The organism is Streptomyces sp. 2131.1 (assembly GCF_900105515.1).
Classification (GTDB): domain Bacteria; phylum Actinomycetota; class Actinomycetes; order Streptomycetales; family Streptomycetaceae; genus Streptomyces; species Streptomyces drozdowiczii.
Genome location: NZ_FNSY01000001.1, coordinates 4,188,963 through 4,213,466 on the forward strand (window position 1 = coordinate 4,188,963; position 24,504 = coordinate 4,213,466).

General features: G+C 72.6%; 26 protein-coding genes and 1 pseudogene. 12 read left to right on the forward strand and 15 right to left on the reverse strand.

The window, feature by feature from the left end:
- Nucleotides 1–136: 136 nt before the first annotated feature.
- The 4 genes from BLW14_RS18835 to BLW14_RS18850 all read right to left on the reverse strand — a co-directional run bounded on the left by BLW14_RS18835 (nucleotide 137) and on the right by BLW14_RS18850 (nucleotide 5,447).
- On the reverse strand, nucleotides 137–1,297 hold the full coding sequence (locus tag BLW14_RS18835) for a PP2C family protein-serine/threonine phosphatase (RefSeq protein ID WP_093708413.1): 1,161 nt from the start codon (nucleotides 1,295–1,297) through the stop codon (nucleotides 137–139).
- Entirely contained in the window at nucleotides 1,284–3,398 is a 2,115-nt protein-coding gene (locus BLW14_RS18840; protein WP_093708414.1) for an FUSC family protein, read from the reverse strand. The genes BLW14_RS18835 and BLW14_RS18840 overlap by 14 nt, the downstream gene beginning before the upstream one ends.
- A 169-nt stretch (nucleotides 3,399–3,567) precedes the next feature.
- Complete coding sequence (locus BLW14_RS18845; RefSeq protein WP_093708415.1) at nucleotides 3,568–4,215, reverse strand: response regulator transcription factor; 648 nt, start codon at nucleotides 4,213–4,215, stop codon at nucleotides 3,568–3,570.
- Complete coding sequence (locus BLW14_RS18850) at nucleotides 4,200–5,447, reverse strand: sensor histidine kinase (protein ID WP_093708416.1); 1,248 nt, start codon at nucleotides 5,445–5,447, stop codon at nucleotides 4,200–4,202. Before BLW14_RS18850 ends, BLW14_RS18845 begins: the two co-directional genes overlap by 16 nt.
- A 154-nt stretch (nucleotides 5,448–5,601) precedes the next feature.
- On the opposite strand from BLW14_RS18850, the gene BLW14_RS18855 reads away from it, so the two are divergent.
- On the forward strand, nucleotides 5,602–6,018 hold the full coding sequence (locus BLW14_RS18855; protein WP_093708417.1) for a hypothetical protein: 417 nt from the start codon (nucleotides 5,602–5,604) through the stop codon (nucleotides 6,016–6,018).
- 13 nt (nucleotides 6,019–6,031) lie between these two features.
- Here the strand turns inward: BLW14_RS18855 and BLW14_RS18860 are convergent, their stop codons facing one another.
- Nucleotides 6,032–6,535 (reverse strand): GNAT family N-acetyltransferase, encoded by a 504-nt coding sequence (locus BLW14_RS18860; protein WP_093708418.1) that lies wholly within the window; start codon nucleotides 6,533–6,535, stop codon nucleotides 6,032–6,034.
- A gap of 50 nt (nucleotides 6,536–6,585) precedes the next feature.
- Here BLW14_RS18860 and BLW14_RS18865 point away from each other — a divergent pair, with 50 nt between their 5' ends.
- Nucleotides 6,586–7,401, forward strand: a complete 816-nt coding sequence (locus BLW14_RS18865) for an exodeoxyribonuclease III (protein WP_093708419.1) — start codon at nucleotides 6,586–6,588, stop codon at nucleotides 7,399–7,401.
- 35 nt (nucleotides 7,402–7,436) lie between these two features.
- On the opposite strand, the gene BLW14_RS18870 is transcribed toward BLW14_RS18865, so the two are convergent.
- Complete coding sequence (locus BLW14_RS18870) at nucleotides 7,437–8,081, reverse strand: MerR family transcriptional regulator (protein ID WP_093708420.1); 645 nt, start codon at nucleotides 8,079–8,081, stop codon at nucleotides 7,437–7,439.
- A gap of 194 nt (nucleotides 8,082–8,275) precedes the next feature.
- Between BLW14_RS18870 and BLW14_RS18875 the strand changes: the two genes are divergently transcribed.
- The 4 genes from BLW14_RS18875 (at nucleotide 8,276) to BLW14_RS18890 (ending at nucleotide 11,950) form a co-directional block, all read left to right on the forward strand.
- Nucleotides 8,276–9,805: a flavin-containing monooxygenase gene (locus BLW14_RS18875; protein WP_093708421.1), complete on the forward strand. Its 1,530-nt coding sequence runs from the start codon at nucleotides 8,276–8,278 to the stop codon at nucleotides 9,803–9,805.
- On the forward strand, nucleotides 9,802–10,782 hold the full coding sequence (locus BLW14_RS18880; RefSeq protein ID WP_093708422.1) for an alpha/beta fold hydrolase: 981 nt from the start codon (nucleotides 9,802–9,804) through the stop codon (nucleotides 10,780–10,782). The genes BLW14_RS18875 and BLW14_RS18880 overlap by 4 nt, the downstream gene beginning before the upstream one ends.
- Nucleotides 10,779–11,672: an SDR family oxidoreductase gene (locus BLW14_RS18885; RefSeq protein ID WP_093708423.1), complete on the forward strand. Its 894-nt coding sequence runs from the start codon at nucleotides 10,779–10,781 to the stop codon at nucleotides 11,670–11,672. The genes BLW14_RS18880 and BLW14_RS18885 overlap by 4 nt, the downstream gene beginning before the upstream one ends.
- An 86-nt stretch (nucleotides 11,673–11,758) precedes the next feature.
- Nucleotides 11,759–11,950: a hypothetical protein gene (locus tag BLW14_RS18890; RefSeq protein WP_018524865.1), complete on the forward strand. Its 192-nt coding sequence runs from the start codon at nucleotides 11,759–11,761 to the stop codon at nucleotides 11,948–11,950.
- Nucleotides 11,951–12,046: 96 nt separating this feature from the next.
- Here BLW14_RS18890 and BLW14_RS18895 read toward each other — a convergent pair whose 3' ends face one another.
- Nucleotides 12,047–12,511 carry an Lrp/AsnC family transcriptional regulator gene (locus BLW14_RS18895; protein WP_093708424.1) on the reverse strand — a complete coding sequence of 155 codons (465 nt, stop codon included), beginning with the start codon at nucleotides 12,509–12,511 and terminating at the stop codon, nucleotides 12,047–12,049.
- Nucleotides 12,512–12,605: 94 nt separating this feature from the next.
- Here BLW14_RS18895 and BLW14_RS18900 point away from each other — a divergent pair, with 94 nt between their 5' ends.
- Both BLW14_RS18900 and BLW14_RS18905 read left to right on the forward strand, forming a co-directional pair.
- Complete coding sequence (locus tag BLW14_RS18900; RefSeq protein ID WP_093708425.1) at nucleotides 12,606–13,457, forward strand: LLM class flavin-dependent oxidoreductase; 852 nt, start codon at nucleotides 12,606–12,608, stop codon at nucleotides 13,455–13,457.
- The gene (locus BLW14_RS18905; protein ID WP_093708426.1) at nucleotides 13,454–13,894 is read left to right on the forward strand and encodes a nucleoside deaminase; all 441 of its coding nucleotides are present in this window, start codon (nucleotides 13,454–13,456) and stop codon (nucleotides 13,892–13,894) included. Before BLW14_RS18900 ends, BLW14_RS18905 begins: the two co-directional genes overlap by 4 nt.
- Here the strand turns inward: BLW14_RS18905 and BLW14_RS18910 are convergent.
- Entirely contained in the window at nucleotides 13,881–14,084 is a 204-nt protein-coding gene (locus tag BLW14_RS18910; RefSeq protein WP_177154024.1) for a DUF397 domain-containing protein, read from the reverse strand. The genes BLW14_RS18905 and BLW14_RS18910 overlap by 14 nt on opposite strands.
- Complete coding sequence (locus BLW14_RS18915) at nucleotides 14,041–14,910, reverse strand: helix-turn-helix domain-containing protein (protein ID WP_177154025.1); 870 nt, start codon at nucleotides 14,908–14,910, stop codon at nucleotides 14,041–14,043. The genes BLW14_RS18910 and BLW14_RS18915 overlap by 44 nt, the downstream gene beginning before the upstream one ends.
- A 118-nt stretch (nucleotides 14,911–15,028) precedes the next feature.
- On the opposite strand from BLW14_RS18915, the gene BLW14_RS18920 reads away from it, so the two are divergent.
- Together BLW14_RS18920 and BLW14_RS18925 are read left to right on the forward strand one after the other, a co-directional pair.
- Nucleotides 15,029–15,238: a hypothetical protein gene (locus tag BLW14_RS18920; protein ID WP_093708427.1), complete on the forward strand. Its 210-nt coding sequence runs from the start codon at nucleotides 15,029–15,031 to the stop codon at nucleotides 15,236–15,238.
- Nucleotides 15,235–15,660, forward strand: coding sequence for an ATP-binding protein (locus BLW14_RS18925; RefSeq protein ID WP_093708428.1), 426 nt, complete (start codon nucleotides 15,235–15,237; stop codon nucleotides 15,658–15,660). The genes BLW14_RS18920 and BLW14_RS18925 overlap by 4 nt, the downstream gene beginning before the upstream one ends.
- Before the next feature lie 19 nt (nucleotides 15,661–15,679).
- Here the strand turns inward: BLW14_RS18925 and BLW14_RS18930 are convergent.
- From BLW14_RS18930 to BLW14_RS18940, 3 genes and pseudogenes are all read right to left on the reverse strand, one after another.
- Nucleotides 15,680–16,251: pseudogene (locus tag BLW14_RS18930) on the reverse strand (dihydrofolate reductase family protein).
- 31 nt (nucleotides 16,252–16,282) lie between these two features.
- On the reverse strand, nucleotides 16,283–16,891 hold the full coding sequence (locus BLW14_RS18935; RefSeq protein ID WP_093708429.1) for a dihydrofolate reductase family protein: 609 nt from the start codon (nucleotides 16,889–16,891) through the stop codon (nucleotides 16,283–16,285).
- Nucleotides 16,892–16,965: 74 nt separating this feature from the next.
- Nucleotides 16,966–17,748: a polysaccharide deacetylase family protein gene (locus tag BLW14_RS18940; protein WP_093708430.1), complete on the reverse strand. Its 783-nt coding sequence runs from the start codon at nucleotides 17,746–17,748 to the stop codon at nucleotides 16,966–16,968.
- 171 nt (nucleotides 17,749–17,919) lie between these two features.
- On the opposite strand from BLW14_RS18940, the gene BLW14_RS18945 reads away from it, so the two are divergent.
- The gene (locus BLW14_RS18945) at nucleotides 17,920–18,504 is read left to right on the forward strand and encodes a DinB family protein (RefSeq protein ID WP_177154026.1); all 585 of its coding nucleotides are present in this window, start codon (nucleotides 17,920–17,922) and stop codon (nucleotides 18,502–18,504) included.
- 184 nt (nucleotides 18,505–18,688) lie between these two features.
- Nucleotides 18,689–19,318: a LysE family transporter gene (locus tag BLW14_RS18950; protein WP_256332834.1), complete on the forward strand. Its 630-nt coding sequence runs from the start codon at nucleotides 18,689–18,691 to the stop codon at nucleotides 19,316–19,318.
- A gap of 47 nt (nucleotides 19,319–19,365) precedes the next feature.
- Here BLW14_RS18950 and BLW14_RS18955 read toward each other — a convergent pair whose 3' ends face one another.
- The 3 genes from BLW14_RS18955 to BLW14_RS18970 all read right to left on the reverse strand — a co-directional run bounded on the left by BLW14_RS18955 (nucleotide 19,366) and on the right by BLW14_RS18970 (nucleotide 24,431).
- Nucleotides 19,366–20,298, reverse strand: coding sequence for an RNA polymerase sigma-70 factor (locus BLW14_RS18955; protein ID WP_093708433.1), 933 nt, complete (start codon nucleotides 20,296–20,298; stop codon nucleotides 19,366–19,368).
- A 28-nt stretch (nucleotides 20,299–20,326) separates the two neighbouring features.
- Complete coding sequence (locus BLW14_RS18960) at nucleotides 20,327–20,800, reverse strand: carboxymuconolactone decarboxylase family protein (protein WP_093708434.1); 474 nt, start codon at nucleotides 20,798–20,800, stop codon at nucleotides 20,327–20,329.
- A gap of 346 nt (nucleotides 20,801–21,146) precedes the next feature.
- On the reverse strand, nucleotides 21,147–24,431 hold the full coding sequence (locus tag BLW14_RS18970; protein ID WP_093708435.1) for a S41 family peptidase: 3,285 nt from the start codon (nucleotides 24,429–24,431) through the stop codon (nucleotides 21,147–21,149).
- Nucleotides 24,432–24,504: the final 73 nt, after the last annotated feature.

Genomic DNA, 24,504 nt, shown 5'->3' on the forward strand with positions numbered 1-24,504 from the left:
CCACCGGGGTACGGAAGGTGCGGGTGCCTCCATGCTCCGCCCTGGCACGTATTTCCGCGGGGCGGCCGTGTGGACGGGCGGCCGCGGCGGGGGCCGCCGAGCATGCGGGTGTTCACTCGTCCAGCGGCCGGAAGGTCTACGAGGTCAGCGGGTTCCGGGGCGGGAGGGGCTCGGTCGGCTCGGGCGGCTTCGGCAGCCACGTCAGTGCCAGCAGGGCCGCGTCGTCGTACGTGTCGTCGGCGCTGTACGCCTGGGCGTCCTCCAGGAGCCAGGCGAGCAGGTGGTGGGGGTCGACCGGGGTGGGGTGGTCGTGCTGGTAGGCCGTCAGGCGGGTGGTGAGGGGGTAGAAGGTGCCGGCCGCGTTGCGGGTCTCCGCGATTCCGTCGGTGTAGAGCAGGAGGGTGTCGCCGGGGCGCAGGTGCGTGCCGGCGGGCTGCGGGGCGTCCGGCGGGGTGGGTGGGGCCGCGAGGGCGCGCAGGCCGAGGGGGAGGCCGGGGGCGGCGGGGAGTTCGCGGACGGCGCCGGTGCCCAGGACGAGCGCGGGCGGGTGGCCGCAGGAGTACGCGTGGGTGCGTCCGTCGGGCGCGGTCTCGATCAGGAGCGCGGTGACGAACGCCTCCTCGTCGCGCAGGAAGCGGCTCAGCCCGGTGTCGAGCCGGCCGGCCAGGCGGCCGAGGGTGGGCTGTTCGTAGGCCGCTTCGTGGAAGGAGCCGAGGACCGCGGCGGCGGTGGACACGGCGCCGAGCCCCTTGCCGCGTACGTCGCCGATGAGGGCGCGTACGCCGAAGTCGGTGTCCGCCACCGCGTAGAGGTCACCGCCGATACGGGCGTACTGGGCGGCGGCCAGATAGCTCGCGGCCGTACGGAAGCGGCCCAGGGTCTCGGGCGGCGGGCGCAGGACCGCGCGTTGCGCGGTTTCGGCTACGGAGACCACCTTCCGCAGCCGGGCGTAGTCCTGCTCGCCGCGGCGGACCACGAAGCAGCTCAGTGCGGCGATGACGCCGATCACCACCGTGGTGCCGGCCACGGAACCGATCCTCTGCGGTTCGGTCGGCAGGAGCAGCCAGCGGGTCGCGGCCGCCACGATCGCCGAGCAGATGATCATCGGCGGGCGGAACGCGAACGCGATGACGGCGGGGATCGCGACGAGGACGGAGGCGATGTGCGAGGAGGGCGGGGTGGTGAGCTGAAGGATCACGACCAGGAGGCACAGCACCAGAGCCGTGCCCAGGACCGCGAGCTTGGTGGCCCGTCCGGCCGGCGGGCGGGTGTCGGGCGCCCCTTCACGGGTGGGCATGTCCGCCCCTCCCGGTGATTGCGGCCGGTTCGGGATCGCGCCGGGCCGTGCGCTCGATCCACGCCAGCTGGTGGCCGAGGCTCGTCAGCCACACCTCCAGGTCCACGGAGAGCGACGCCGGCGGGTAGTCGGCCGGGGCCGGGGCGGGCGGCCGCGCGGGCGCCGGGCTCCGGCCGCCGACCAGGGCGGCGATCCGGTCGGCCTCCGCCTCCAGGTCCGCCGCGGCCGTACGGGCCCAGACCGCGGGCGGGCCGGTGGGCTCGGCGGTCCGGGGGAGGCCCAGGTGGGGCAGGCGGTGGGCGCCGAGGATCGTGTGGCTCGCGAGGATGAGCACCGCGTGCCAGTCCGTTCCGGTTCCGGCCGGGAGGGCGGGGGCCTCGCTGCGGTACTGCGCGTACGCCGCCTCAGCGAGGCGCAGCCGGTGCAGGCTCGGGAGGACCGGTGCCGGGGTCCGCTCGTCGGGCGCGGGGGTCATCAGGAGCTGTGCGGTGGCCGGGACCAGGCCGCCGCAGGAGTGCAGCAGGTCGGCCATCGTGCGGCGGACCTCGCGACGGGCCCCGGCCGGCCAGGCGAGGAGCCCGCACAGCAGCCCGATCGCGCTGCCGGTGAGCACGTCGATCATCCGCGCTTCCGAGAGCCGCCAGGTGACCGGGGCGATCTGGGCGAACGCCGTCGCCACGACCAGCGTGAACCCGGCCTGTGCCCAGGCGATCCCCAGCTGCGGCCCCAGGCAGAAGGCCGCAAGCATCGCCGGGAGGAGCAGCGCCGCGTACAGGTCGGTGTGCGGGCCGAGCCCGATCAGGAGCGCGCCCGCGGCCAGGGCGCCGACGACGTTCCCGACGACGGCGCGGCGTACCGCCTGCCAGGTCGCGCCCACGGTCGTCCGCCCGAGGGTCAGCACCGCCAGCAGCACCCAGAACCCGTGGGCCAGGTCGAGGGTGCCCGCCACCAGCCGGGCGGCGGCCAGTCCGAGGGCGGTGCGCACGGCGTTCTGGAAGAGCACCGAACGCAGGGTGATGTTGCCGAGGACCCGGCGGGCCCACAGTCTCGGCGTCGACAGCTCCGCATACCAGAACTGCTCGCGCGGGACGGCCGGCCCGCGTGGTCCGCCGTGCGCGGCGATGTCCGTCGCGACTTCCACGATCCGGGCCGACTCCGCCAGTGCCAGGACCCGCGACTGCCGTCTGAGGACGGCGATCGGCGGTACGAGGGAGGCCGGCCCGGACGTCAGCCGTACGCGCTCCGCCCTGAAGCCCTCCATCGCCGCGTCGAGCGTGCCGGCCACGGGCGGGTGCTTCCCGGTGCGCAGGTAGGCCGCGCAGCCCCGGCACACCTCGGCGACCCGGGCCAGGAGCGCGGCGGACGGCGGATCGGCGGGCGCGGGCGGCTCCTCCGCGAGGGTGGCCAGCTGGTTCAGGAGGCGGCGCACCGAGCGGCCGGCCTGGTCCAGGGCGCGGTCCGTCCGCCCGGCGCTCGCCGGTTGCTCGGCCGGGGGCAGGGTCGACGGGCGCAGCCGCTCACCGGCCGCGCGCAGCGTCGCCGGGGGTACGCGGCCGGGCGAGGCGGCCTCGTCCGCCGCCGTTCGCAGCGCGTCGGCCATGCGGTGGCGGTAGGAGGGGGCGGCCCGCTCGGGCAGGAGGAGGGTCTCGCACGCCACGAGGAGCAGGACGCCGGCGGTCAGGCCGACGAGCCGGTCGCCCAGGGCGCCGGGGGCGTACGGGGGGAAGCAGGCGAGGATGTAGAAGAGCTGGAGGCCGGGGCCCGCACCCGCCGGGCGCGGCCCCGCGACGGCCGCGAAGGCGAGCAGGAACCCGACGACGAGCATCCCACCCACGGCCGCCCAGGTGTCCACGGCCAGCAGCGTTCCCAGTGACGCCAGCGCGAGGGCCGGCGGGAGTGCGCACAGCATCACGGTCGCCTTCTGGCGGCCGGAACCGGGGATGTGGGAGAGCAGGCCCAGCGCGACGGGCGCGAAGAGCGCGTACAGCGCGGCGACCGGCCGGTCGCCGGCGTAGAGCAGCGGATAGAACCCGGCGCCCGCCGCGACCGCCACCCGGACACCCCGCCGGACGACGACCGGCCGCGCGCTGTCGACGGTCACCCCGGTGCCCGGCAGCCGCCGTCGCCCGGGCCCGGCGCGTCTCGTATGGGCAGCGGCTGTGCGCACATCCCGCGACGCTCCCTTCTCCGCCCGGACCGTGTCCCTTCCCCCACGACATTGTCGAACAGGCCCGGCCGCCGCGCTCGCGGACGATCGGCGGCGGGAGCGGTCAGGGGTTGTTCAGGTACGCCAGCACCGCCAGCACGCGGCGGTTGTTAGAGCCGTCGTCCGTGATGCCGAGCTTGCCGAAGAGGGAGGTCGTGTACTTGCTGATCGCGCTGTCGCTCAGGAACAGCCGCCCCGCGATCGCCTGGTTGGACAGGCCCTCCGCCATCAGCGCCAGCACCGAGTGCTCGCGCTCCGTGAGACCGCCCAGCCTGCGGTGCGACGAGCCGCTGGACAGCAGCTTCGCGATGACCGCCGGGTCCATCGCCGTCCCGCCGGCCGCGACCCGTTCCAGCGCGTCGACGAACTGGTCCGCGTCGAAGACGCTCTCCTTCAGGAAGTAGCCGACCCCGCCCGACCCGTCGGCCAGCAACTCGCGGGCGTACAGCTGCTCCACGTACTGGGACAGGATCAGCACCGGCAGGCCCGGCACCTCGGCGCGGGCGGCGAGAGCCGCGCGCAGGCCCTCGTCCGTCTGTGTCGGCGGCATGCGGACGTCCACCACCGCCACGTCGGGTCGGAACTCGCGCAGGGCGGCCAGTGTCTCGGGGCCGGTCGTGGCCGTACCCACCACCTCGTGTCCGTACGCCTCGATGAGACGGACCATGCCGTCGCGCAGGAGATACAGGTCCTCGGCTACAACGATTCGCATGGCACCATGATCCTCGCGCGGGTCGGCCCGCCGGCCGGACTGGTGATCTCCAGGCTTCCGTCGAAGACCGCGAGGCGCCGCCGCAGCCCCGCGAGTCCGCCGCCGTCCCGGACGACCGCCCCGCCGCGCCCGTCGTCCTCCGTCTCGACGACGAGGCCCGTCCCGTCCTGAGCGAGGGAGATCCGCATCCGCGTCGCCCGGGCGTGCTTGACCGCGTTGGTGAGCAGCTCGGCGACGCCGAAGTAGAGCGCCGACTCGACGGGCGCGTCCAGCCGACCCGGCACGTCCGCGACGACCTCCGTTTCGAGCGGGCTGTCGAGGGCGAGGGCGCGTACGGCGTCGACGAGGCCCCGGTCGTTGAGGACGGGCGGGTTGATGCCGTGGACCAGGTCGCGCAGTTCGGCGAGCGAGGCGGTGGCGCCCGCCCGTGCCTCGCGCATCAGCGCCCTGGCCCGCTCCGGGTCGGTCTCCATCAGCCTCTCCACCGTCGCCAGGGACATCCCGAGCGCGACGAGCCTGGCCTGCGCCCCGTCGTGCAGGTCACGCTCGATCCGGTGGATCTCGGCGGCCTGAGCCACCGTCGCGTCCGCCCGCTGACCTGTGAGTTCGTTCACCCGGTCCGCCAGCGCCATCGTGGCGGACGGCCGCAGGAAACGGACCGCGACGGGGACGACCGGCCGCCAGGCGTACGGGGAAGAGGCGACGGTCACCAGGAGGCCCAGGAGCGCGGCCGGCGTGCCCGTACCCAGCCCCACGGCCGCCAGAACCACCCCCGCGGGTGGAACGCACGCCGCGATCCCCGCCATGAACGGGGCGATCGCGGTGAACCGGAGGTCGCGCCCGTTGGCCGGGTCCTTCCAACGCAGCCGCCACCGCTGGTCCATGAGGGCGTCGCGCCGGGTGCGGTGGTAGTCGAAGCCGTTCCACCAGTGGCCAGTGGCCATACGTGTCACGGGTGGCGCCTGCCGGTAGCCGGACGGGATCGCGGTCCCGGACCAGCGGGCGACCAGGAAGCGGACCGCCCGGCACACCGGCCTCGCCAGGGCGAGCGTGCCCACGCACACCAGCACCAGGGGCCCCACCCACGACCAGGGGTTCGCCGCGCCCCACGCGATGCCCCACACCACCGCGCCCGCCCACACGGCCGGGATCAGCAGCGTGACGGCGGCGACGGCGCACGCCCGTACAAAGCCGGTGCCGGCCCGGGCCGGCCACGATCCCCGTACACCCATGTCCCCTGCCGCCTCTCCCCGTTCGTCCCGGTGCCCCACTCTGCACCGTGCGGAGGGCGCGCGGGCCCTGTCCGGGGAGGAGTGGGTCTGGGCCCACCCCGTCGTGCGTCCAGGCGCATACCGCGCCGGACCGGCGATTCGTAGCGTCGTCGCCATGACCACGAGGACGAACACTCAGCCCGAGGCCCCGAAGGCCCTCGCACCGGCACGCCGGAGCATCACGCTCTACGGGGCACTCGCCGGCACGGCACTGCTCGCGGTGATCGCGGTGGCGGCGACCGGCCACACGGTGAACACCTTCATGTGGGTCCGCGCGGTCCTGCTGCCGCTGACCGCGTACGTACTCCTGCGCCTCACGGCCGCCGCGGCCGACGGCTCGCGCCGCGCGTTCGAGCGGGTGAGCACCCTCGCGGTGATCATGCCGGTCGCGATCATCGGAGTGGACCTGATTCCGGGCGTCTGCCCGCCCTGGTACGCGGCGGCCCAGGCACTGTGCATGCTGCCGGTGATCCGGGTGGCGTTCCTGACGCGGAGTACGGCGCTGAAGACGGCGTTTCCGAAGGCGGGGTGAGGGAAGAGGGGCCTCAGACCGCCCCGCCCTCCCGGAGCGACTGGAGCGGCTTCGCGTAGCAGCGGCTGCTGTCGTACGTGCGGTAGTGGCCGAACTTGGAGCACGGGGTGTAGCCGCTGGAGAGGTACAGGGCGATGGCCTCCGGCTGGCGGTCGCCGGTCTCCAGGACCATGCGGGTGCGGCCGGCGGCGCGGGCGTCCGCCTCCAGAGCGGCGAGGATGCGGCGGGCGAGGCCCTGGCCGCGAACTTCCGGTATGACGTACATCCGCTTCAGCTCGGCGTCACCGTCCGAGTAGCCCTCGTCGTTGCGTTCCTGGGCGCGCCAGCCGCCGGTGGCGACGGGCTGCTCCGACGCGTCGTACGCGATCAGGTACAGACCGTGAGGCGGGTCGAACATCGCGGCGTCCAGCGGTGTGACATCGCCCCCATCGCCGTAGCGCTCGGCGTACTCCAGCTGCACACGATCGTTGAGTTTGACGGCATCGGGGTGGTCGAAGGCCCGGAGCTGGATATTCATGCGGAGTAGTGTACATGTATGCGATGCGAGGTGGTCGGTATCGTGCCGGAATGCTCACTGTGACCTCCGTGAATGTAAACGGGCTCCGCGCCGCGGCCAAGAAGGGCTTCGTCGAGTGGCTGGCCGAGACCGACGCCGACGTGATCTGCCTCCAGGAAGTGCGCGCCGAGCCCGGGCAGCTGCCCGCGGAGGTGCGTGAGCCCGAGGGCTGGCACGCCGTCCACGCGCCGGCCGCCGCCAAGGGCCGGGCCGGGGTCTCCCTCTACTCGCGGCGCGCCCCCGAGCGCGTGCAGATCGGCTTCGGCGGGTACGGGCACGCCGGGTGCGAGGAGTTCGACACGAGCGGGCGGTATGTCGAGATCGACCTCCCCGGCGTCACGGTCGCCAGCCTGTACCTGCCCTCCGGCGAGGTCGGCACCGAACGGCAGGACGAGAAGGAGCGGTTCATGGCCGCCTTCCTGCCCTACCTCGTCGGACTGAAGGCGCGCGCCGCCGCCGAGGGCCGCGAGGTCGTCGTCTGCGGCGACTGGAACATCGCCCACCAGGAGGCCGACCTCAAGAACTGGCGCGCCAACCGCAAGAACTCCGGCTTCCTGCCCGAGGAGCGCGCGTGGCTGACCCGGGTCTTCGCGGAGGCCGAGTACGTGGACGTTGTGCGCGCCCTGCACCCGGACGTCGAGGGCCCGTACTCGTGGTGGTCGTACCGGGGGCGCGCGTTCGACAACGACACGGGCTGGCGCATCGACTACCAGGTCGCGACCCCGGGGCTGGCCGGGCGTGCGGTGAAGGCGTGGGTGGAGCGGGCCGCCACGCACGGCGAGCGGTGGAGCGACCACGCGCCGGTGACGGTGGTGTACGAGCAGTAAGGCCGGCGGCGGGACGGCCGGTACGCGCCCCGGAGCTACTCCTCCTCCGGCTCCGGCTTCTCCCGCCGCAGCCGCCGGTCCAGCGCCATCGACAGCTCCGCGTCCATCACCGCGCGGGCCAGCGGCCGCAGTTGGGGCGGTTCCGGGTCCGTCTCCGCGCCGTACTCCTGGAGGACCGAGACGAACAGGTCCGCCAGCGCCTCCGCGTGTTCGCGGACGTGGCGGCCCGTGGCGAGGACCGTGGCGAGGGGGACACCTTCGCGGACCAGTTCCGCCGAGACCTCCAGCAGGCGGCGGCTGATGTGGACGATCTCCTCGCCGTCCGTCCCCAGGTAGCCCAGCTCCATCGCCAGCGCCAGGTTCTCCGGGGTCGACTCGCCCTCGAAGTAGTCCGCGAGCTGCTCGGGCGTGAGGCGGACCGGGGTCTCCTCGGACGGTTCGCCCAGGCCCAGCACCTCCGCGACATCGCGCCCGCTCTCGAACGTACGGGCGAGATCGGCGATGCCGGTGAGGGTGTGGCCGCGTTCCAGGAGGCCGGTGATCGTCCGCAGGCGGGACAGGTGGTGGTCGTCGTACCAGGCGATCCGGCCCTCGCGGCGGGGCGGCGAGATCAGGCCGCGCTCCCGGTAGAAGCGCACGGTCCGGACGGGGATGCCGGCCTCCTTGGCCAGCTCCTCCATGCGGTACTCGCGGTGCTCGCGTCCTTCTGCCACCCCCGCACCCTATCCGTCCCCACCGCGCTGGGGCCTCAGGTTGTACCGTCGGTAACTTTCCTTCGCCCGCCCCCTACCCATCGGTACGAAGCTGCTCTACCCTCCCAACAATGCCAGTGATTGCTGGCAGAGTCGTGTGACGTACCGCGGGAGGCGGCAGCATGGCCCAGCACGAGCATGTACGCGTGGCGGTGATCGGATCCGGATTCGGGGGCCTCGGGGCCGCGGTCCGGCTGCGGCGCGAAGGCATCACCGATTTCGTGGTCCTGGAGCGCGCCGGTTCCGTCGGCGGCACCTGGCGCGACAACAGCTACCCGGGCTGCGCCTGCGACGTACCGTCCCACCTGTACTCCTTCTCGTTCGCCCCCAACCCCGAGTGGCCGCGCACCTTCTCCGGGCAGGAGCACATCCGCGCCTACCTGGAGCACGTCGCCGACACCTTCGGGCTCCGCCCGCACCTGCGCCTCAACCACGAGGTGAAGCAGATGCGCTGGGACAACGACGAGCTGCACTGGGTCATCGACAGCGCCGACGGCACCACGATCGTCGCGGACGTCGTCGTCTCCGCGACCGGGCCGCTCTCCGACCCGAAGACGCCCGACATCCCGGGGCTCGCCGACTTCCCCGGCAAGGTCTTCCACTCCGCCCGCTGGGACCACGACGCCGACCTGGCCGGCAAGCGCGTCGCGATGATCGGCACCGGCGCCTCCGCCATCCAGATCGTGCCCGCGATCCAGCCGAAGGTCGGGAAGCTGACGCTCTTCCAGCGCACCCCGCCCTGGGTCATGCCCCGCATGGACCGGAAGATCAGCGGCGCCGAGCGCTGGCTGCACCGCGCGCTGCCCGCCACCGGCACCGCCCGTCGCGGACTCCTCTGGGGCATCCGGGAGTTGCAGGTCAGCGCCTTCACCAAGCACCCCGACCAGCTCGGCCTGGTCGAGCGGATAGCCAAGTCCAACATGGCCCGGTCCATCAAGGACCCCGCCCTGCGCGCCAAGCTGACCCCCTCGTACCGCATCGGCTGCAAGCGCATCCTGCTGTCGAGCACGTACTACCCCGCCCTCGCCCAGCCCAATGTCGACGTCGTCGCCTCCGGCCTCGCCGAGGTCCGCGGCTCCACCGTCGTCGCCTCGGACGGTACGGAGACCGAGGTCGACGCGATCATCTTCGGCACCGGCTTCCACGTCACCGACATGCCGATCGCCGAACGCGTCGTCGGCGCCGACGGGATCACGCTCACCGAGTCCTGGAAGGACGGCATGCAGGCCCTGCGCGGCGCCAGCGCGGCCGGCTTCCCGAACTGGATGACCATCATCGGCCCCAACACCGGCCTCGGGAACTCCTCGATGATCCTCATGATCGAGTCCCAGCTGAACTACATGGCCGACTACATGCGGCAGTTGAACGTCCTCGGCGGCAAGGTCGCCCTCGACGCCCGCCCCTCCGCCGTCGGCGCCTGGAACCGCCGCGTCCAGGAGCGCATGAAGCGGACCGTCTGGAACACCGGCGGCTGCAACAGCTGGTACCTCGACGCCAACGGCCGCAACACCACCGTCTGGCCCGGCACCACGGCCGAGTTCCGCAAGGCCACCCGGACCGTCGACGTCTCCGAGTACCAGGTTCTGCGCCCGGCAGCCGTGCCAGCCCAGCGCACCGCCGGCGAGAGCGTCTCCGAGGAGGCCGTCCGATGAGCCGCCCGCTGCCCGTCGCCGGGCGCCGCCCCGTCCCGGCCCGCGAACTCCTCGCCGTCTCCGCCGACGGCTCCCGGATACACGTAGAGGTCCACGGCCAGGAGGGCGCGCCCGCCGTCGTCCTCTCCCACGGATGGACCTGCAACACCAGCTTCTGGGACGCCCAGATACGGGACCTCGCCGTCGACCACCGCGTCATCGCCTACGACCAGCGCGGCCACGGCACCTCGCCCGCCGCCGCCCGCGACGGCTACAGCACGGACGCGCTCGCCGACGACCTCGAAGCGGTCCTCGCCGCGACCCTCGCCCCCGGTGAGAAGGCGGTCCTCGCCGGGCACTCCATGGGAGGCATGACCATCATGTCCGCCTCCCGCCGCCCGGGGCTGCGCGAGCACACCGCCGCCGTCCTGCTGTGCAGCACCGGCAGCTCCCGGCTCCTCGCCGAGTCGCTGGTCGTGCCGATGCGCGCCGGAGCCGTACGCACCCGGCTCACCCGCGCCGTACTCGGCGCCCGCGCCCCGCTCGGCCCGGTCACACCGGTCTCCAAGCGGATACTGAAGTACGGGACGATGGGCCCCGGTTCGGCCCCGGACAAGGTCGACACCTGCGCCCGCATCGTGCACGACTGCCCCCGGCTGCCGCGCGTCGCCTGGGGCCAGGTCCTCGCGGAGCTCGACCTCGAAGCGGGCGTAAGGGAGTTGCGGGTGCCCACCGCCGTCATCGCGGGTACGGAGGACCGGCTCACGCCTCCCGTCCACGCCCGCGCCATAGCGGCCGCGCTGCCCGACTGCCTGGGGCTCACCGAGCTGACCGGCATGGGGCACATGACTCCGGTGGAAGCGCCGGAGGTGGTCACCGCGAAGATACGCGAACTGGTGACCACCTACCTGCCGGTCGTCCCGGACCGGAACACAGCGGGCCCGACGGACGTCGGACAGGTCGAGGACAACGCCGAGGGCAAGGAGGAGGTCGCATGAGCGGCAGGGGAAGTCTCGAAGGACAGGTCGTCGTCGTCACCGGTGCCGCCCGCGGCGTCGGTGAACTGCTCGCCCGCAAGCTCTCCGCCCGCGGCGCGGTCCTCGCTCTCGTCGGCCTCGAACCCGACGAGTTGAAGAAGGTCTCCGCCCGCCTCCACGGCGAGAGCGACCACTGGCACGCCGACGTCACCGACCACGAGGCCATGGCCCGCGTCGCCCGCGACGTCAAGGCCCGCTTCGGCAAGGTCGACAGCGTCGTCGCCAACGCGGGCGTCGCCACCGGCGGCCCCCTCGTGGACTCCGACCCCGTCGCCTGGCGCCGGGTCATCGAGGTCAACCTCATCGGCGGCGCGGTGACCGCCCGCGCCTTCCTGCCCGTGCTGATGGAGAGCCGCGGCTACTTCCTCCAGATCGCGTCCCTCGCCGCGATGACCCCGGCCCCGATGATGAGCGCCTACTGCGCCTCCAAGTCCGGCGTCGAGGCGTTCGCGCACAGCCTGCGCGCCGAAGTCGGCTACCGGGGCGTGAAGGTGGGCGTCGGCTACCTCTCCTGGACCGACACCGACATGGTCCGCGGCGCCGACGAGGACGACGTCATGCGCGACCTGCGCCAGCGCCTCCCGTGGCCCACGAACCGTACGTACCCCCTCGGCCCCGCCGTCGACCGCATCGTCGCCGGCATCGAGCGCCGCTCGCCCCACGTCTACGCCCAGTGGTGGCTGCGCGGCATGCAGTCCGTACGCGGCTACCTGCCGTCCCTCATCGGCGTCGTCGGCCAGCGCGAGATGCGCCGCTTCGCCCCCCGCCTGGAGGGCATGAGCAAGGGCCTCGTCGGCGCCGGCGGCGCCGCTGACCAGGGCGAACGCGCCGCGCGTACGGAGCGTGAGTGATCGACATGCGGAGCGTGGCCGGCCGTGTGAATCTGGTCGAGGCCCCACCGGGGCCGTACCCCACGCACCACATAGGAGTGAACAGCATGGGCATCGCCGACCAGTTCAAGGACAAGGCCAAGGACCTCGCCGGCCAGGCGCAGGACCAGGCGCAGGACCGCCAGCGCCAGGGCCAGGGCCGCGACCGCGCAAAGGACGCGACCCAGCAGGGCCGCGACCGCGCGAAGGGCGCGGCTCAGCGCGCCCAGGACGAGGCGAGCGAGCGCTTCGACCGGTAACGGTCGCGCGGTGACGCCGAGGGGCGTGCCCGGATTCTTCCGGGCACGCCCCTTCGTGTACGCCCACGCGCGTGTACGCCCACGTGCGACCGGAGGTCATGGGCCGGGACGCTCCCGGGGCTCGCGCGGGCCCCGGAACGGCAGCGTCCGGCTGAACACGAGATTGGTCGTCGTGCTCCCGAACTCGGCCAGCTCGTCCACGATTTCCTCCAGGTGCGCCATCGAGGTGGCCGCCACCTTCAGGACGTAGCAGTCGTCCCCGGTGGTACGCAGGCACTCCAGGATCTCCGGACGCTCCCCGAGCATCCGGCGCAGCGGCTCGTGCCGGCTGCCCGGGTACTTCAGCCTGACCACCGCCAGCGCCACGTAACCGGCCCGTTCGAGGTCCACCTCCGCCCGGTAACCCGTGACGATCCCGGCCGTCTCCAGCCGCCGCACCCGTTCCGTCGTTGCCGACGCGCTCAGGTTCACCCGCCGCGCGAGCTCCGTGAAGGCGATCCGGCCGTCCCGCTGGAGCTCGTCCAGGATCGCCCAGTCCGTCGAGTCGAGATTCCCGGTCATCCGGTCAGATTACCGTGATATCCACGGCTGAACTCCCCCTGAACAGGCAGGAATCCCTTCAAGGAGGCGGGACGGCATGGCTAGGCTCGGCGACGTGAAGATCGGCGTGAACGTCCCCAATTTCGGCCCCGGCACCGACCCCGGCGTCCTGCGCGACTGGGCGCAGACCGTGGAGGGCCTCGGCTTCGACCTGCTGATGCTCTCGGACCACGTGGCCATCACGCCCGACGTCGCCGAGCGCTACCCGGCCCCCTTCTACGAACCCTTCACCACCCTGTCCTGGCTCGCCGCCCGCACCACCCGCGTCCGCCTCGGCACGACGGTCCTCATCGCCCCGTACCGCCACCCCCTGCTGACCGCCCGCATGGCGGCCAACCTGGACGCCCTCAGCGGCGGACGGCTCGTCCTCGGCGTGGGAGTCGGCTGGGCCCGGCAGGAGTTCGCCGCCCTCGGCATCCCCTTCGACCGGCGCGGACGCCTCACCGACAGCACCCTGAGTGACCTGCGCGACGCCTGGACGGACACCGCCTCCTACGGGGACCGCCGCATCCCGGTATGGGTCGGCGGCAACAGCGACGCGGGTGTGCGGCGGGCCGTACGGTTCGGGGACGCCTGGCACCCGTTGCGCTGCACGATGCCGTGGCTCCGGGAGGGCGCGGACCGGCTGCGGGCCTCCGCGTCCGAACAGGGCCTCCCCGTCCCCGCGTTCGCGCCCCGGATCGCGCTCCGGCCCACCCCGTCACCGGTCGAGGGGCCCGAACGCCTCGCCGGCGAGGGCACGATCGACCAGATCATGGAGGACCTGGACGGGCTGAAGCTCCTGGGCGCCGACACCGTCGTCCTCGACCCGTACCACGGCGACCCCCGCGAGACCTCCCGCCCGCAGCCCGCCCGCCAGGCCCTCGCCACGGTGGCCGCCCACCTCTCCACGACGGAGCAGCCGTGACCACGACCGCCGACCACGCCCTCCTGAGGCGCGCCGTCGCCCTCGCGGCCGAGGCCCGCGAGAACGGCAATCCTCCGTACGGGTCGCTGCTCGCGGCCCCGGACGGCACGGTCCTCGCGGAGGACCGCAACACGACCCTCACCGACCGCGACATCACCGCCCACCCCGAACTGAAGCTCGCCCGCTGGGCGGCGGCGGAACTGGACGCGGCGACGGTCGCCGCCACGACGATGTACACCAGCTGCGAGCCCTGCACGATGTGCGCGGCGGTCATCCAGCAGGCGGGACTGCGCCGCGTGGTCTTCGCCCTCTCCGGCGAACAACTGCTGACCATCCGGCCGGGCAATGGCCGCCCGCCCGTACCGCAGGAGGGCCCGGCACTGCTGGAGGAGGTACGGGCGGTGGTCGAGCCGTACTACGACGTCAGGCGGCCTTGACGGATGCGATGAACGGCGCCCAGGCGGCGGCGTTGAGGAGGAGGGCGGGCCCGTTGGGACACTTGGAGTCGCGGACCGGGACGAGGCCGGGGTGGCCATCGGCGACCTCCAGGCAGTCGCCGCCGCTGGTGTTGCTGTAACTGCTCTTACGCCAGGTCGCGCCGGTCAAGTCGTGCTGGGTGCGCACCATTTCGGTATTCCTCTGCCGCGGCCTCGATCATGGCTTGGGACGCCTCCAGCGGCGAAGCGACGGCCCTCAGGAGATCGTACGATCTCCGATACTGCTTCACGAGGCCCGGATCGTCGACCACATTGCCGTGGTGCTGGCCCTCCATGTATGCGAGTGGCGGAGCGTCTGCGAAGTCCAGCACCATGAGGTTGCTCTGCATGAGCGGGTGCGGTCCGGCATTCCACGGAACGATCTGTGCAAAGATCCGTCCGCGCTTGATGAGTGCGGCGATGTGGTCCAGTTGTCCGGCCATCTGCTTGGGCGGCAGGATGCTGGTCCACAGCAGAACCTGGGGCAGGATCACCCAGTACTCGGGGGTCAGGCGGTTGTCCTCGAAGAGCTGCGCCCGTGCCAGCCGCGCCTTGACCTTCTCGTCGGTCTCCTCCGGGAGTTCCTGCAATCGTTCGCCTCGAAACAGGGCGCGAGCGTACGCCTCCGTCTGGAGCAGACCAGGAATGACGGTGGGCGACCACTGGTCGATCGTCAGCGCGTGCTTCTCCGTCTCCAGCACACGCTCGAAGTACGGGGCATGACCCTTGCGGCGAGCTTCTCGTACGTCTTCACAACGCCTTGTGAAAAAGTCCGTGCCCAGCACGCGGTCCACGTGCTGGGCGAGCCCTGGCGGCATGCGGCGGTTGCCGTGCTCGACCTCGCTGAGCAGGCCGATGCCGAAGAAGCTTCCCTCCGTGAGCCTTTCCAGGGTCAAGCCCGCCGCCTCCCGCTGGTACCGCAGCTCCTTCCCGTAGAACTGCGGGACCCCCGCCGAACCATCGATGTCCTTGGCCACTGGCCGACCGCCTTTCACACCTCGCTCTGTGGAGCGGAATCGGCTTCCACGGTAGAGGCCCGTGCGGCAGCGTGTGAGGTGTTCGTCACAGCTAGCAACCGAAAGGTGGGCGGCCCTCATGGACCACGCCCCGTACGACATCGGCCCGGAGATCGACGCGTTGCGCGCGGCGCTCAAGGCGAACGGGATCACCCTGCCGTCACTCGGGGTTGACCCGCTGACGTTCGCGGGGTGGACGAGCCGGCCGCCGCTCGTCGCGCTCGGTAACTGCAACACGGAGACGGCCCGGCGGCTGGCCGAGGTGCTGGAGAGGGCGGCGGGGGGATGAGCGGGCTGCCCCTGACGTGGGAGTTCCTGGCGGTTCCGCAGGCCGTGCCGGAGGTGCGGCGGATACTGCGGGCCCGGTTCGCGGGGGACGACGCGGACGATCTCGTCCTGTGCGTCAGCGAGTTGCTGGCGAACGTGATCACGCATGTGGGGGAGCGCACGCCGGTGTCGTTACGGGTGAGCGCGACGCACACGGGACGCGTACGGGTGGCCCTGAGCGACCCGGCGTCGGCCGTGTGGCCGATGCTCCGGGAGTCCGGCCCGGACGGCACGTCGGGACGCGGCCTGCTACTGGTGGACTCGCTGGCCCTGCGGTGGGGCGTGGAACAGGCCCCGTACCGCAAGACGGTCTGGTGCGAACTCCGGGTGCCCCGGGCCCGGGCCGGGGCGGCTGCGGTGGCCGCCGGTGGACGGCGGGGCTGACGCGCCCGTCGGTACCGGCTCAGCGGACCACGTCGAAGACGTTTTTCTGGATGCCGTTCGGGAACGCCTCGTGCTCGACCAGCTTCAGGTGCTGCGTGTCCTTGTCCGAGCCGCTGAACAGGCGCTTGCCGGCGCCGAGGAGGAGCGGGAAGACGAGGAGGTGGTAGCGGTCGATGAGGTCCGCGTCGGAGAGGGACCGGTTGAGGGCCGCGCTGCCGTGGACGATGATCGGGGCGCCGTCGGTCTGCTTGAGGGCGGCGACGTCGTCCAGGGAGCGCAGGATGTGGGTCTCGCCCCAGTCGGCCACGAGGCGTCCTCGGTGAGCGTGGTGGAGACGACGTACTTGGGCATCGCCTTGTAGCCGGCGAACTCCGCCATGCCGGGCCACACGGGGCTGAACGCCTCGTAGCTGGCGCGCCCCATCATGAGCGCCCCGGCCTCCTCCTGTTCCCGGCCCTTGATCTCGTACGCCTCGGGCAGGAAGTCGATGTCCTTGAAGGTCCAGCCGGAGTTCCGGTAGCCCGGTTCGCCGCCGGGGGCCTCGACGACGCCGTCGAGGGAGACGAAGGCGGTGGTGATGAGCGTGCGCATGGGTGACGTCCTTGGAGAGGGGCGGGTGGGGCTACTGGTAGCTGTCGTACGTCGGCTTGCCCGTCGTGCGGTAGACCGCCAGGACCGTGCCGCCCTTGGTCCCCGTGACGCTGACCGGCTCCAGGGCGGTGGGGACCGTGCCGTCCGCGAAGAGGCGCTTGCCGGTGCCGAGGATGACCGGGTGGATGGTGAGGCGGTACTCGTCGACCAGGTTCTCGCGCATCAGGGTCTGGGCGAGGTCGCCGCTGCCGACGACGTTGATGTTGCGGCCCTCGGTCGCCTTCAGGCGGCGTACGGCGTCGGCGGTGTCGCCGGTCAGGAGCTCGGAGTTCTGCCAGTCGAGCGAGGTCAGGGTGCGGGACGCGACGTACTTGTGCATGGAGTTCATCCGCTCGGTGAACGGGTTGTCCGGGTCGGCGGTCGGCCAGTACGAGGCGAAGATGTCGTACGTCTTGCGGCCGAGGAGCATCGCGTCGGTGTCCTCGTACCAGCCGCCGATCGCCTCGCCCACCTCGTCGTCGGACGTGGGCTTCTGCCAGCCGCCGTGCGGGAAGCCGCTCTCGGGGTCCTCGTCGGGGCCGCCGGGGGCCTGCATGACGCCGTCGAGGGTCAGGAACGTGGAAACGATGATCTTGCGCATGAGCTGCGCTCCTTTCGTCAAGGGGTAGACGTCGGGAGCGCCGGAAACTCATCGGCGGAGGCGCTGCCCCGGACTCACCGCACCGGGAAGCCGTACGCGTAACCCTGCTCCCGCAGCCACGGCAGCACCTGGCCCAGCGCGGCCAGGGTCTGGGAGCGGTCGCCGCCCGCGTCGTGGAAGAGGACGGTCGGGCCGTTGGTGATCTCGCTCTTCACGGTCGCGACGATGGCGTCCACGCCGGGGTGCTCGAAGTCCTTGGTGTCGACGTTCCAGCCCAGCGGCCGCATCCCGTGCGAGGCGGCGAGCTTCCGGCTGTACGGGGTGAAGGCGCCGCCCGGGGCGCGGTAGTACTGCGGGTGGACGCCGCCCGAGGCCTTGGTGATCATCCGCTCGGCGTCCAGGATCTCCTTGGCCTGGTACGCCTCGGACTTCTTGTCCATGGTGACGTCGTGCGACACGGTGTGATTGCACAGGCGGTGACCGCCCGCCACGACGGCCTTGACCAGGTCGGGGTAGGCCTGGGCCTGCGTGCCGACCATGCAGAACGTGGCCTTGACCCCGTTCTCCTTCAGGAGCTGGAGCACCTGTGGCGTCCAGGTGGGGTCCGGGCCGTCGTCGATGGTGATGTTGACGCCCTGGGGGCCCTTGTCCGAGGCGTGGGCGATGTCCTCCGCGACCTTCTCGGTCATGGACCCGTCATGGTGCGAGGCGGACGGCGACGCGATGGCCGCGGGCCGCTTCCCGTCGGTGGTGCCGGCCTGCGCCGTCCACACCGAGGTGGCCGCGGCCAGGGCCGTGACCCCGAGCGCCGCCGCGATCAGCCGGCTGTGCCACGTCCGCTCCCTGTGCTTCGCCATTGTCCGCCCCGCCCCTTTGTCCGCCGCCGCTGCCCTGTCTGCCCTGCTCCTACGAGGACAGGCTGGTGCGCTTGGAGGCTCCCTCTGTTACCGATCGCGGACACTTTTGAGTAGGGCCGGCGACAAAGGAGGGGCCCCCAACCGGCGCCCGTGATGGCAGAGTCGGTACGCATGATCGATGACGCGGCGAAAGACCGTCTCCACCACACCATGCGCAACGCGCGCGAAGCCGTGGTCTGGAAGCTCGACGGGCTCGGGGAGTACGACATCCGGCGGCCGTTGACCTGGACCGGGACCAATCTGCTGGGGCTCGTCAAGCACCTGTCGTTCTGGGAGGCCCGGTACTTCGGGGACGTCTTCGGGCGGCCGTTCCCCGAGCCGCTTCCCCGGTGGGACGACAACGAACCGGGCAGCCGGGACATGTGGGCCACCGAGGGTGAGACCCGGGACGAGATCGTCGGCCTGTACCGACGGGTGTGGGCGCACACGGACGCGACGATCGCCGCGCTGCCGCTCGACGCGCCCGGCCGGGTGGAGTGGTGGCGTCAGCCCGAGGTGCGGCTGTTCGACGTCATGGTGCACATGCACGGCGAGACCGCCCGCCACGCGGGCCACGCCGACATCCTCCGCGAGCAGCTCGATCACGCGACGGGCACGGTGGCCGCGTACGCCCGGCCGCAGCAGGGCACGGCGTACTGGGAGGCGCACCGCGCGAAGGTCGAACGCGCGGCGAGGGCCGCCGCGGGGAACGCGTAACGGGCAGTACGGACCCGAGAGGCAGCGCCGGCCTCGTAATCGGGTTGCGCGACAGGCCGTGCCCCGCCGAGGATCCACCCATGACCACGACCATTGTTTCGGTGCTGCCGCTGCCCTCGTCCCCTGCCGCGGGGCGGGGCCAGCAGCAGCCCGGCCGTCCGTGGAGGTCGGCTCCGCACCGCGCGTGAGCGCGGCCTTGGTCGCGGGGGTCCTGGCGGGGTATGGCATCGCCATGCCCGTGGGAGCGGTCGCGACGTATCTCGTGGCCCTCACCGCGCGGACGTCGTTGAGAGTCGGAACGTGTGCCGCTCTGGGAGTCGCGACCGCTGACGGCCTGTACGCGCTCGTCGCCGTGATCGGAGGCTCGGCGCTCGCGCCCGCCATCCAGCCGATCACGCTGCCTCTGCACTGGGCCTCGGCCGTGGTGCTCGTGGCGCTGGCGGGCCGGAGCGCTGTGACGGCCGTCGTCCAGTACCGCGGGCGGGAGGTCACGGACCGGGGTGACCGGAGGCCGATGAGTCCGGTGCGAGCGTACGCGGAGTTGCTGGGCATCACGATGCTGAACCCGATCACCGTGATCTACTTCGCGGCGCTGGTGCTCGCCGGTCAGGGCACCACCGCCCCGGACCACTGGAGCGAGGCCGTATTCGTCCTCGCGGCCTTCGCGGCCTCCGCCAGTTGGCAACTGCTGCTCGCCGCGGGCGGAGCCCTGCTGGGCCGGGTCCTGACGGGGCCTCACGGCCGTCTGGTCACCTCTCTGGTGTCCAGCGCCGTGATCGTCGGGCTTGCCGCCCACCTACTGGTCGCCCAGTGACGGCCGACGGGGATCCGGGCAAAGAGGCCGAACGGAGCCGCGCGGCCTCACTCGGCATGAGAGGCCCGCCTGCGCAGCGCCCTCACCTCCCGGTCCGCCTCCCAGGCGTCCGCCACCGGGCCCAGGTGGCCGAGCTTGTCCGGGTTGATGACCGAGCGGACCGTCTGGATCCGCCCGTCCAGCACGTCCAGGGACAGGATGTGGAGCACGGAGCCGTCGCGCACCCGGAACACCGCGCCCGGGCGGCCGTTGACCTCGCGGGGTTCGCAGGTGATGCCCGCCTGGGCCATGAGGGGGTAGACCGTGGCGAGCAGCCGGGCCGCGTTGTCCGCGCCGACGACGGTCCTGGCGAGCTGCGGGGCCTTGCCGCCGCCGTCCCCGACGAGCTGGACGTCGGCGGAGAGCAGGCTCCGCAGCCCGTCCACGTCGCCCCGGGACAGCGCGTCGAAGAACCGGCCCGCCAGTTCCCGCTGTTCGGCGCGGTCCGCCTCGAACCGGGGCCGCCCCTCGTGCATGTGGCGGCGCGCCCGTACGAGCAGCTGCCGGCACGCCGCCTCGGAGCGGCCCACCGCCGCCGCGATGTCGTCGAAACCGAAGGCGAAGACCTCCCGCAGCACGAACACGGACCGCTCCAGCGGGCTGAGCCGTTCCAGGAGGAGCAGCGAGGCCATCGACACCGAGTCCGCCAGCTCGGCGGCACGCGCCGGGTCGGCGTACGGGTCGTCGAGCAGCGGCTCCGGCAGCCACGTCCCCACGTACGCCTCCCGGCGCACCCGGGCCGACCGCAGCACGTCGATCGCGATCCGGGTCACGGCGGCGGACAGGAACGCCTTCACCGACTCCGGCCGGGTGGCCGAGGCGTCGTAACGGAGCCACGTCTCCTGCACGGCGTCCTCCGCCTCCGCGACGCTGCCCAGGATGCGGTACGCGATCGAGAACAGCAGTGCCCGCAGCTCCTCGAACTCCTCGGCCTTGCCCACGCTGGTTCCTCTCCCTCGCTGCTTCCGCTCAGTGGAACTGTCCGGGCTCGTAGTCGCCCGCCGGCTGCTGCGTGATGATGTTCAGCCGGTTCACCGCGTTCATGAACGAGACCAGCATGACGAGCGCGGTCAGCTGCTCCTCGTCGTAGAACTTGGCGGCGTACGCCCAGGTGTCGTCGTCGACCCCGGTCCCCGCGTCGGCGGTACGCGTGCCCTGCTCGGCAAGCGCGAGGGCGGCGCGTTCGGCGTCGCTGAACACGGTGGCCTCTCGCCAGGCCACGACGAGATTCAGCCGCACCGCGCTCTCCCCGGCCGCGGCGGCGTCCTTGGTGTGCATGTCGATGCAGGCCGCGCAGCCGTTGATCTGGCTGACGCGCAGCGCGACGAGCTCCTGCGTCGTGGCGGGCAGCGGCAGCGCCTTCACCTCCCGGCCGCACGCCATGAAGTACTTCAGTGCTTTGCCGACGGCGGGGTTGGTGAAGTAGTCGAGGCGTGCGTTCACGGTGTGCTCCTCGGTGCTCGTGCGGATGTGTTCGTACCCGGGACGAGACAGCGGGCGCGGCTGTGACACGGGGGCGCATCGTGTGACGCAGGTCTCCTCGGCTACGCCGTCCGTACGCGTACGGCCTCGGCGGCCCAGTCGAGCGCGGGCGCCAGGCTCTCCGGGGCGGGCCAGCCGTTGATGACCGCGAGCAGCTGGACGTATCGGTCGCGGCGCGGGTCGTTGAACCGCTGGAGCCGGGGGATGAACCCGTCGGTGCGGCCGTGTTCGGCCGTGATGGCCGCGACGACGGAGTCCGCGTCGGGCGAAGAGCTGGACGAGGACGACGAGGAGTGAGCCTCCCGCCCTACCTCGGCGGCAGCGGCGGCCTCCTCAGGTCCGGGGCCGTGTCGTACGTCGGCGGGGTCGCCGGGGGACGGGCCGCCAGGAGGTCCAGGGCGGTGCGGACCGCGTCGTCCAGGACCGCGTAGCGCCCCTCCGCCCAGTCGAGCGGGGTGCGAAGCGCCTCCAGGTCCGGTTCGACGCCGTGGTTCTCGACGGACCAGCCGTACGTGTCGAACCAGGCCGCGTTCATCGGCACCGTGATCACCGTGCCGTCGCCGAGGCGGTGGCGGCCGGTCATGCCGACGACGCCGCCCCAGGTGCGCTGGCCGACGACCGGGCCCAGCTTCAGCAGCCGGAACGCGGCGGTGATCATGTCGCCGTCGGAGGAGGTCGCCTCGTCGGCCAGGGCGACGACCGGGCCGCGGGGGGCGTTGGAGGCGTACGAGACGGGCTGGGCGTTGCGGGTGAGGTCCCAGCCCAGGATCGTGCGGGTGAGCTTCTCCACGACCAGCTCGCTGATGTGGCCGCCGGCGTTGCCGCGTACGTCCACGATCAGGGCGGGGCGCGAGACCTCCATGCGCAGGTCCCGGTTGAACTGGGCCCAGCCGGAGCCGCCCATGTCGGGGATGTGGAGGTAGCCGCACCGCCCGCCGCTCAGTTCCCGGACGACCTCGCGGCGCTTGGCGACCCAGTCCTGGTAGCGCAGGGGGCGTTCGTCGACGAGGGGGACGATCGCGATGCGGCGCGGGCGGCCCTCGCCCTCCGCCGGGCGGAACGTCAGCTCGACGGTCGTGCCGCCCGCCGCCGCGAGCAGCGGGTACGGGCCGGTGACCGGGTCGACCGGACGGCCGTCGACGTGGGTCAGCACCGCGCCCTCGCGGATGCCCGTACCGGCAAGCGGAGAGCGGGCCTTGGAGTCCGACGAGTCGCCGGGCAGGATGCGCAGCAGGGTCCAGTCTCCGTCCCGGCACGCGAAGTTGGCGCCGAGCAGGCCGATCGCGCGCTGGTAGTGCGGCGGGCCCTCGTTGCGGCGCGCGGGCGACACGTACGCGTGCGAGGTGCCCAGCTCGCCCACTACCTCGCGCAGCAGGTCCGCGAACTCGTCGGGTGTGGCGACGCGTTCGACGAGGGGGCGGTACTGGGCCAGGACCGCCGGCCAGTCGATGCCGCACATGTCCGGCTCCCAGAAGTAGGAGCGGATGATGCGGCCCGCCTCGTCGTACGCGCCCCGCCACTCCGCCGGCGGGTCCACCTCGTGCAGGATGCGGCGCAGGTCGAGGTAGACCGTGGAGTCGTTGTCGCCGGGCTCCGTGGCGGGGACCGCGCGCAGTTCGCCGTCGTCCATGACGACGAGCCGGGAGGCGTCGCCGCTGACCTCGAACCAGTCGAGGTGGCCGACGAGTTCGGTCTTCTTCGCCTTGGCGATGCTGAAGTGCTCCAGGGTCGGCCGGCCCGACATGTCCGCCGGGTTGGCGAAGGTCTCACCGAGCGCCCCGGAGATCGGCCAGCGCAGCCACACCAGACCCCCGCCGGACACGGGCGCCAGCGCGGAGTACTTGGACGCGGAGACCGGGAACGGCGTGACCCGGCTCTGCAGGCCCTCGAACTCGACGGTGACCGTCGACCCCTCCGTCATCCCCGCCTCGGCCGTGTCGACCGGGTCCAGGCCGCCCGCCGCGGGCCGCCCGTCGGGGAGCAGCGCGAAGGGGGACGGGGTCGCCGAGGAGAGCGGCACCAGGTAGGGGCGGCAGCCGAGCGGGAAGGACAGGTCGCCGGTGTGGACGTCGTACACCGGGTCGAAGCCGCGCCAGGACAGGAACGCCAGATAGCGGCCGTCGCCCGTGAAGACCGGGTTCTCGTCCTCGAAGCGGCCATTGGTGACGTCCACGACCGCCGGCTCGCCCGGTCCGCCGATCCGGGCCAGCTTGATCTTGCGCAGGGAGCGGCCGATGCCCGGGTGCGACCAGGTCAGCCAGGCGCCGTCGGGGGAGAACGCCAGGTCGCGGACCGGCCCGTTGACCGAGCGGATCAGCTCGACCGGCTCGCCGGTGGCCGTCTCCTCGTCGGTGTCCAGGAGCAGCAGGCGCCCGTCGTGCGAGGCGATGGCGAGGCGTTCGCCGTCCGGGTCGGAGACCATCTCCTGGACCCGGCCGATCAGGCCCGAGGCGAGCCGGCGCGTGGGGCGGTCGCCGCTGGCGCGCGGCAGCTGGGCGATCTCGACCGCGTCCTCGCCCTCCGCGTCGGTGACGTAGGCGACCTGGCCCCCGCTGCCCAGCATCTCCGGCAGCCGCACCCGTACGCCCGGGGTGTCCGAGATGGTGCGGGCGGGCCCGTCGCGGTGCGTGAGCCAGTACAGGCTGCCGCGTACCGACACGGCGCTCGCCCGGCCCGTCTCGTCCACGGACAGCGCGTCCACGTTGCTCGACGCCGGGACCTGGTACGTACGCCGTCCGGAGCGCGGGCCGCCGAGCCGGACCTCCAGCTTGCGGGGTACGGCGTCCGGGGTCTCCAGGTCGTCCACGAGCCACAGCTCGCCCGCGCACTGGTAGACGACCCGGCGCCCGTCGCTCGCCGCGTGCCGGGCGTAGAACGCGTCGTGGTCGGTGTGCCGCCGCAGGTCCGTGCCGTCGGGGCGGCAGGAGTAGAGGTTGCCGACGCCCTCGTGGTCGGAGAGGAACGCGATCCGGCCGCCGACGAACATCGGGGTGTCGAGGTGCCCGCCGATGTCCGGGAGCAGCCGCTCGCCGTGCAGCCACAGCCGGCCCGTGGCCCCGCCCCGGTAGCGCTTCCAGGCGGCCGGTTCGTGCGGCGGGGTGCCGGTGAGCAGCAGGGTGCGGCGCTCGCCGTCGATGTCGGCGACCGCGATGTCGGAGACCGGGCCCCAGGGGAGCTTGCCGCCGGGGCTGCCGTCGGTGGGGACGCTGTAGGCCCAGGAGAAGTAGGAGAACGGCTGGTTGTGCGAGGAGACGGCGAGGATCTGCGCCGCGTCACCGGGGTCGGGCGTCCAGCCGCAGACCCGGGTGTCGGTGGAGCCCCAGTAGGTGAGCCGGCGGGACGGTCCGCCGGCGACCGGGGCGAGGTGGATCTCGGGGTCGAGGCTGCGCCAGGACGTGTACGCGATCCGGGTGCCGTCGGGCGAGAACCGCGGATGGCCCACTCTGGTGCGGTCGGCGGTGACCCGCCAGGCCCGTCCGGGGCGCTCGCCCCCGGCGGCGAGCGGGGCGACCCAGAGATCGTCCTCGGCCGCGAAGCAGAGCAGATCCTCGTGAAGGTGCGGGAACCGGAGATACGAGACGTCGTCACTCACCCCCCAATGCTTTCCGCGTGGAGGGGGCCCGGCAACTCAGAGCGGCCGGGCCCTGTGGTGCGGGACACAAGCG